Origin of the sequence: Microbispora oryzae (assembly GCF_017896165.1) — a bacterium.
In the GTDB taxonomy this organism is placed as follows: Bacteria; Actinomycetota; Actinomycetes; order Streptosporangiales; family Streptosporangiaceae; genus Microbispora; species Microbispora oryzae.
Genome location: NZ_JAFCNB010000020.1, coordinates 117,537 through 125,732 on the forward strand (window position 1 = coordinate 117,537; position 8,196 = coordinate 125,732).

An 8,196-nucleotide genomic window follows, 5' to 3' on the forward strand; every position below is an offset into this window, starting at 1 on the left:
AGGTGGGGCGGGAACGGAACGGGCCCGGCTCACAGAACGCCCGCAGAACCTCTCATCCGTCGTGAAGGCCCGTGCGCCAGCCTTCCTCGCATGATTGAGCTACGGCAGTTGACCAAGCGGTACGGCGAGGTCACCGCGGTGGACGGGCTCACCGTCGACGTGCGGCCCGGCGTCGTCACCGGTTTCCTCGGCCCGAACGGCTCGGGCAAGACGAGCACCATGCGGATGATCCTCGGCCTGGACCGGCCGACGAGCGGAAGCGCCACCGTCGGCGGACGGCCGTACGCCGGCCTCCCCGCGCCGCTGCACGAGGTGGGCGCGCTGCTCGATCCGCACGCCGTCCACCCGAGGCGCAGAGCCGCCGACCATCTGCTCTGGCTGGCCCAGAGCAACGGCATCGGGCGGCGGCGGATCCGCGAGGTGCTCGAACTCGTCGGCCTCGCCGAGGTCGCCCGGCGCCGTCCCGGTGGCTTCTCGCTGGGCATGCGGCAGCGGCTCGGCATCGCCGCGGCCCTGCTGGGCGATCCGCCGGTCGTGCTGCTCGACGAGCCGGTCAACGGGCTCGATCCCGAGGGGATCCGCTGGATCAGGGAGTTCATGCGCGGCCTGGCGGCCGAGGGCCGTACCGTACTCGTCTCCAGTCACCTGATGAGCGAGATGGCGCTCACCGCCGATCACCTGATCGTCATCGGCCGGGGGCGGCTGATCGTCGACACCGGGCTCGACGCGTTCCTGCGGTCCCGTTCGGTGCAGGCCGTTCTCGTGCGGGTGCGGCCCGGAGAGGACGCGGCGCGGCTCACGGACCGTCTTCGCGCCGCCGGAGCGACCGTGCGGCCAGAGGAGGGAGACGCCCTCACGGTGATCGGGCTCTCCGGTGCGGAGATCGGCCGTGCCGCCCTGACCTGCGGGATCGCGGTGCACGAGCTCACCCCGCAGCAGTCCCTGGAAGAGGCCTACCTGGACATCACCCGCGACAGCGTGGAGTTCACGGCCGCCGGAGGTCCGTCATGATCACGCGAGACCCCGTCGCGCCCACCGCCGAGTCGCGAAGGAGCGCCGTGCTCCCGTATCGCGTCCTGCTCTCCGAGTGGACGAAGTTCCGCAGCATCCGGGCGACCGTGTGGCTGCTGGCGGGCGCGTTCGTCGTGGCCGCCGTGTACGCCTTCCTGTTCGGTACGGCCTCCGCCCGCCAGTACACCGCCGCCACGGCCGCCGATCAGGCGGCGTTCGACCCGACCGACCCCGGATTCCGCAGCCTGTTGCTCGCCGGGGTGCTCGCGAACGCCGTCGGCGTGCTGGCCGTGACCTCCGAATACGCCTCGGGCACGATCCGCGTGAGCGTGACCGCCGTCGCGCGCAGGCGATCCCTCGTCGCGGCGAAGGCCGTCGTCGCGGGCGCCGTCCTCTGCCTCGCCGGGCCGCTCATCGCCCTGACGTCGTTCCTCGTCGCCCAGGCCGCCCTCGCCGCGAACGGCGCACCCGTCGCCAGGATCGGCGACCCCGGCGTCCCAGGAGCGATCGCGGGTGCCGGCGTGTTCTTCGGGCTGCTCGGCGTGTTCGGCGTGGGGCTCGGCTTCCTGCTGCGCAGGTCGGCCGGGGCGGTCTGGGCGGCGGCGCTGCTCATCCTCCTGCCGGGAATGGCCTCGCTGTTTCCCAAAGGCCTGGCGCTCTGGATGGTGACGTGGTGGCCGACAGCGGCCGGCGTTCGCCTGTTCTCGGTCCACCCTCCCGCCGGCGGACCCTCCGCGCTCGGCGGGGGCGCCCTGCTCACCGTCGCGGTGCTGGCGTTCCTCGTGGGGGCGATGGCGCTCTTCAGGAAACGGGACGTCTGACGGGCCGCGCGCGTACGCGGACCTTATTCGGCCGGTCCCTATCCTCGAACGGCGTGATGTGGCCCTCGCGGTGGTCCGTGGGTCCGTGAGTCCGTGAGTCCGTGATTTCGTGAGTTCGTGGTGAGGAGGAACGCCGTGGGAGGGGCCGCGGACAGGCAGCGCCTGCTGGTGGTGGACGACGAGCCCACTGTGCGGGAACTGCTCTCGGCCACGCTGCGCTTCGCGGGTTACACGGTCGGTTCGGCGGCGACGGGAGCCGAGGCCCTCGACGCCGCCTGTGCCGAGCCCCCCGACCTGGTGCTGCTCGACGTCATGCTGCCCGACATGGATGGATTCGAGGTGATCCGCCGTCTGCGGGAACTGCCCCGTCCGCTGACCGGGGGCTGGCCGGGGCAGATGCCGGTGCTGTTCCTGACGGCCCGCGACGCCACGGCCGACAAGATCAACGGGCTACGGCTGGGCGGCGACGACTACGTGACCAAGCCGTTCGACCTGGAGGAACTGCTCGCCAGGATCGAGGCCGTGCTGCGCCGCGCGGGGCTGGCCCCCGACGACCGGACCCTGCGGGTGGCCGACCTCGAGCTCGACCCGGACGCGCAGCAGGTGATCAGGGCGGGACATCCGGTACGGCTGTCGCCCACGGAGTTCCGCCTGCTCCACTACCTGGTCCTGAACGCCGGCAGGGTCGTCTCGAAGGCCCAGATCCTCGACCACGTCTGGCACTACGACTTCGCCGGAGACTCCAGCATCGTGGACACCTACGTCAGCTATCTGCGGCGCAAGGTCGACACGACCGAGCCCAAGTTGATCCACACCCGGCACGGCGTGGGCTACGTGCTCCGCGAAACCCGCCGGTGATCCCCAAAGGGACGTTCCCGCGGAGCGCCCAGGGCAGTCGACTGTCCTACGCGGCCCGGTTCTGGCCGGGCACCCGGCCGGGAGGCCTGTCGTTGCGAGGGCGCCTGCTGCTGATCGCGATGGCCCTGCTGTTCGCCGGCCTCTCCGTGAGCGGCGCTGTCGCGGTCACCACGCTCCGTTCGCACCTGATCCACCGGGTGGACCAGCAGCTCGCCCCGATCGCGGCACTCATGTCACGGGTGTCCCCTGACCTGTTCGCGCTCCGCGACCCCGCACGGCGGCAGCCGGTGACGCTGCCCGGCCTGGACATGATCGACCAGGCGTACGTGGCCTACCTGGCCGCGGACGGCACGTTGCGAGACGACGCCGGCGCCGGACAGCCGAAGGTGGCGACGATCCCCCGGATTCCGCGCCTCGACACGGCGGCCGTAGCGCGGCTCGGCGGGCAGCCGTTCGATGTGCCGCCGTCGGAGGGGAGGGGTGACTGGCGAGCGGTGGCTCTGCCACTCGACCAGATGATCAGGCCGCCGGCCGGGATCGCGGCCGGAGACGGGAGCGTCGTGGTCGCGGTCTCCCTGGCCGGCGTGCGGTCGACGGTGGGTCGCCTCACCATCGTGTGCGCCGTCACCGCCACCCTCCTGATGATCTGCCTCGCCATGGTGGGAAGGTTCGCGATGGGCCGGGGGCTGCGGCCGCTGCGCGAGATCCAGGAGACGGCGGCCGCGGTGGCGGCCGGAGACCTGTCCCGCCGGGTGCCCGCGCCGGCCTCCGCCACCACCGAGATCGGTCGCCTGGCGGGTGGACTGAACGGCATGTTCGCCCAGCTTGAGTCGGCCTTCGCCGAACGGGAGCGGTCCGAGGCGCGGATGCGGCGTTTCGTCGCGGACGTGAGCCACGAACTGCGCACACCGCTCTTCGGGATCAAGGGATTCGCCGAGCTGCACCGGATGGGCGGCCTGACCGACGCCACCCGGACACTGCGGCGCATCGAGAGCGAGGCCGACCGGCTGGGCAGGCTCGTGGAGGACCTGCTCCTGCTGGCCCGTCTCGACGAGGGCGACGACGCCCTGCCGATGGACCTCGCCCCGATGGATCTGCGGACGCTCGCCGCCGACGCCCTCCACGACCTGCGTGCGCTCGACGCCGCCCGCCCGGTCGCCCTGACCGGCCCGGACGGCGGCCTTCCCGGCGAGGCCCAGGTGGTCGGCGACGAGGCCCGCCTGCGGCAGGTCGTGTCCAACCTGGTGGGAAACGCGGTCACCCACACCCCGCCGGGCACTCCCGTACGCCTCGGCGTCGGCCGGGTGGGGGACGACGGGGTGCTGGTGGTCGCCGACAACGGGCCGGGCCTCCCCCCGGAGGAGGCGGCGAAGGTCTTCGACCGCTTCTACCGGACGGACGACTCACGCACCCGAACCGGCGGCGCGGGCGCGGGCCTCGGGCTCGCGATCGTCCAGTCGATTGTCGCCGCTCACGGTGGGCGGGTCGAGCTGTCGACGGAGCCGGGACAGGGCGCGGCCTTCCGGGTCGTCATCCCCGGCCGGCGGCCCCCGGACGACTCGCCACGGGACGAGTCCTGACCGGTCTGATCGAGGAGCCGGCCGGATACACCGATCAGTGGGCGCTGGAGGCCGCCCAGAGATTGATGCCGGATTCCACGGCGTCCTTCTCGATGATGTCGAGCTCGTCCGCCGTGAAGTCGAGACGGTTGACCGCGTCGAGGCTGTCGTCCAACTGCCCGACGCTGCTGGCGCCGATCAGCACCGATGTCACCCGGCTGTCTCGCAGAGCCCAGGCCAGAGCCATCTGCGCGAGGGTCTGGCCCCGCCCCCGGGCGATCTCGTTCAGCCTGCGGATGTGCCCGAGCGCGTCATCGGTCAACAGCGTGGGGTCGAGTGACTTGCCCTGCGCCGCCCGGGAATCCTTCGGGACGCCGCCGAGATAACGATCGGTGAGCATGCCCTGGGCCAGGGGAGAGAACGCGATGCACCCGACGCCCTCCTCCGCCAGCACGTCGAGGAGCCCGTCCTCGATCCACCTGTTGAGCATGGAGTAGGACGGCTGATGGATCAGCAGCGGAACGCCCATGTCCCTGAGGATGTGCGCGGCCTCCCGCGTGCGCTCCGGAGAGTACGACGAGATCCCGGCGTAGAGAGCCTTGCCGGAGCGGACGGCGTGGGCCAGCGCGCCCATCGTCTCCTCAAGCGGGGTCTCCGGATCGAAGCGGTGGCTGTAGAAGATGTCGACGTAGTCGAGGCCCATCCGCTTCAGCGACTGGTCGAGGCTGGCCAGCAGGTACTTGCGGGAACCCCATTCGCCATAGGGGCCGGGCCACATGTCATATCCCGCCTTGGTCGAGATGATCAGCTCATCCCGGTACCGGGCGAAATCCTGCTGGTAGATGTGCCCGAAGTTGATCTCCGCGGAACCGTAGGGCGGGCCGTAGTTGTTGGCCAGGTCGAAGTGCGTGACGCCACGGTCGAAGGCGCGGCGCAGAATCGCCCGCTGGGTCTCGATCGGCTTGTCGTCGCCGAAGTTGTGCCACAGGCCGAGCGACACGGCGGGCAGCCTGAGCCCGCTCCGTCCGGTCCTGTTGTACGGCATGGACCGGTATCGGCCCTCGGCTGCCACGTAGCTCACTGCGTCACTCCCACTCGGTCAAGGATCCAGGAGAGCGCGAACGCCTCCTCGCGCCAGGCGTCGTAGCGGCCACTGCGGCCGCCGTGGCCGGCGCCCATCTCGGTCTTCAACAGGAACGGCCCGCCGGCCGCCGTCGCACGCAGCCGCGCGATCCATTTCGCGGGCTCGTGATAGAGGACGCGGGTGTCGTTCAGGCTGGTGATCGCGAGTATCGGGGGGTACGCCCTGCCGTCCACGTTCTCGTACGGCGAGTAGGACTTCATGTACTCGTACACCTCGGGGTTGTGCAGCGGGTCACCCCACTCGTCCCACTCGATCACGGTGAGCGGCAGCGTCGGATCGAGGATGGTGTTGAGCGCGTCCACGAACGGGACCTCGGCCACCACGCCGGCGAAGTCCTCGGGAGCGAGGTTGGCGACCGCGCCCATGAGCAGACCCCCGGCCGAGCCGCCACGGGCCACGATCTCGCTCGACCAGCCGCCCTTCTTCAGGTGCCGGGCGCACGCGACGAAGTCGCTGAAGGTGTTCTTCTTGTGGGTCAGCTTGCCGTCCTCGTACCACCGGCGGCCCATCTCGCCGCCTCCCCGCACGTGCGCGACGGCGAAGACGAACCCGCGGTCGAGCAGCGAGAGCCTCGCCACCGAGAAGTACGGATCGATGGAGGTCTCGTAACTTCCGTACCCGTAGAGCAGGGTCGGCGCGGGACGGTCGGTGCCCTTCTTGATGACGATCGACACCGGGACCCTGGTGCCGTCCTCGGCCGTCGCCCACTCGCGGAACTGCTCGTAGTCACCCGGGTCGTAGCCGCCGAGCACCGGCCGCTGCTTGAGGAGGATCAGCTCGTCCGTCGCGAGGTCGTAGTCGTACACGGACGGCGGAGTGACCATCGACGTGTAGGCGAGCCGGAGCCGTCCCGTCTCGAACTCGGGATTCCCGGTCGGGGCGGCGTCGTACAGAGGCTCAGGGAAGGAGATCTCGTATGGCTCGCGCCCGTCGCCGGGCAGGATGCGGATGCCGGTCAGGCCGTCGCGGCGGAAGTGGACGACGGTGTGGTCCTTGAACGCGTCGACGTCGAGCAGCCGGGTGTCGTCCCGGTGGTCGATGAACGGGCTCCAGTCGGCGGGGTGGTCGACCGGCGCGGTGGCGAGCTCGAAGTTCACCGCACCGTCGTTGTGGAGCACGAGGAACCGGTCGCCCGCGTGGTCGAGCGAATACTCGACGCCGGTCCGCCTCGGTCGCACCACCTCGAACCGCCCGGCCGGCTCGTTCGCGTCCAGGATCCGGACCTCACTGGTGATCTTGCTGCCGGCGCTGAGGACCAGGTAGCGCTCGCTGCGGGTGAGTCCGATGCCGATCCAGAACCGCTCGTCGTCCTCCTGATAGACGAGCACGTCCTCGTCGGAGCCGAGGGTGTGGCGGTAGACCTGGTGGGGCCGCCAGGCGTCGTCGACCTTCGTGTAGAAGAACGTGGAGCCGTCCGCCGACCAGGCGCCTCCGTAGAAGACGTCGGGGATCTCGTCCGGGAGGGACTCGCCGGTCTCCAGGCTCTTGAAACGAAGGGTGAAGCGTTCGTCGCCCCGATAGTCGGTGGAGTACGCGAGCTTCGTGCCGTCGGGGCTCACCGCGCTGGTCCCGATGGAGAAGAAGGGGCTGTCGCCCGCCAGCTCGTTGCCGTCCAGGAGGACCTGCTCGCCGGGAAGGGATTCACCCGGTGTCAGCACCGGCGGGTCGTCGCCGTCGGCGGGCACGCGGCACTGGATGCCGTACTGCTTGCCCTCCTCGGTGCGTGAGTAGTACCACCAGGCGCCCTTGCGCGTGGGCACGGACAGGTCCGTCTCCAGGGTGCGGCCCTTGATCTCCTGGAAGACGGCCTCCTCCAGATCCTTCAGGTGCCCCGTCCGCTCCTGGGTGTAGGCGTTCTCCGCCTCCAGGTACGCGATGGTGTCAGGGTCGTCCTTCTTGAGCAGCCACGCGTACTCGTCGATCACGGTGTCGCCGTGATGCGTGCGCTCGACCGGAACCCTCTTCGCCACAGGCGGCATCTCGCTCACCCGCCAAAGTCTATGTTCGCGACGGTGTCCGTACGGCTCGCCGCCTCACCCTGTGGACAACCGCTCAGGGCAATGCGGATGGCGGGACAGATGCCGGACCGCGAGCCGACCGTGCCCGTGAAGGAATCCTTTGCGACACGGCCCGATGGGCGGCGTTCTGCGGCGACCAGTGGATACGCCGGCAGGAGACGAGGGCCTTGAGCAAGTTGGGTCTCGTGGTGTTCGAGTGCTGGTAATCTTTCGTTGTCGGCGCGGTTCGGCGCGGCTCCTCTCGATCATCTCGGTGGTTATGTGGTGCCTGCGTGTTCGTCGCCGATGATCTCTTGTTCTTGGTCGTGCTCTTCCGCCGGTTTGTACCGGTGCGAGAGTTCGGGTAAGGTCGAGGGGTTGCCCCGGAGACGGGGCGGTCGAAATTCCGGTGAAAGTCGGATTTCTGGAAAATCGGCTCGAAAGAGCGGATTTGACAGAAATCAGGGAATTAGCCAGAATTAAGACACAACGAAATGAACGCCCCGGAGTTCGGGTCCCGCGGTTTGCGGGTTTCGGGTGATGGTGATCGCGTCCGTTTCTTGAGAACTCAACAGCGTGTTAAAAGCCAGTGCATTTATGCATGAACCCCGTCATTTATGACGGATTCCTTTGTGGCATCCCAAATGTGTTTGGGGTGCTGCTGGGGTTGAATTTTTCAGCATTGTTTGGAGAGTTTGATCCTGGCTCAGGACGAACGCTGGCGGCGTGCTTAACACATGCAAGTCGAGCGGAAAGGCCCTTCGGGGTACTCGAGCGGCGAACGGGTGAGTAACACGTGAGTGACC

6 protein-coding genes and 1 rRNA gene are annotated in these 8,196 nt (G+C 69.3%); 5 read left to right on the forward strand and 2 right to left on the reverse strand.

Translation table 11 applies throughout. The features are described 5' to 3' along the window. Positions 1-90: 90 nt before the first annotated feature. From JOL79_RS27645 to JOL79_RS35645, 4 genes are all read left to right on the forward strand, one after another. A complete protein-coding gene (locus JOL79_RS27645; protein WP_210158825.1) occupies positions 91-1,011 on the forward strand; it encodes an ABC transporter ATP-binding protein in 921 nt (306 codons plus the stop codon). Continuing rightward, complete coding sequence (locus JOL79_RS27650) at positions 1,008-1,832, forward strand: ABC transporter permease subunit (protein ID WP_210158826.1); 825 nt, start codon at positions 1,008-1,010, stop codon at positions 1,830-1,832. Before JOL79_RS27645 ends, JOL79_RS27650 begins: the two co-directional genes overlap by 4 nt. A gap of 135 nt (positions 1,833-1,967) precedes the next feature. Next, entirely contained in the window at positions 1,968-2,690 is a 723-nt protein-coding gene (locus JOL79_RS27655) for a response regulator transcription factor (RefSeq protein WP_210158827.1), read from the forward strand. Then, entirely contained in the window at positions 2,687-4,270 is a 1,584-nt protein-coding gene (locus tag JOL79_RS35645; RefSeq protein WP_210158828.1) for a sensor histidine kinase, read from the forward strand. Before JOL79_RS27655 ends, JOL79_RS35645 begins: the two co-directional genes overlap by 4 nt. A gap of 34 nt (positions 4,271-4,304) precedes the next feature. On the opposite strand, the gene mgrA is transcribed toward JOL79_RS35645, so the two are convergent. Further along, complete coding sequence (mgrA, locus tag JOL79_RS27665; protein ID WP_210158829.1) at positions 4,305-5,330, reverse strand: L-glyceraldehyde 3-phosphate reductase; 1,026 nt, start codon at positions 5,328-5,330, stop codon at positions 4,305-4,307. Beyond that, the gene (locus tag JOL79_RS27670; RefSeq protein WP_210158839.1) at positions 5,327-7,372 is read right to left on the reverse strand and encodes a S9 family peptidase; all 2,046 of its coding nucleotides are present in this window, start codon (positions 7,370-7,372) and stop codon (positions 5,327-5,329) included. Before JOL79_RS27670 ends, mgrA begins: the two co-directional genes overlap by 4 nt. Before the next feature lie 701 nt (positions 7,373-8,073). Between JOL79_RS27670 and JOL79_RS27675 the strand changes: the two genes are divergently transcribed. Next, a 16S ribosomal RNA gene (locus JOL79_RS27675) occupies positions 8,074-8,196 on the forward strand; the annotation flags it as partial.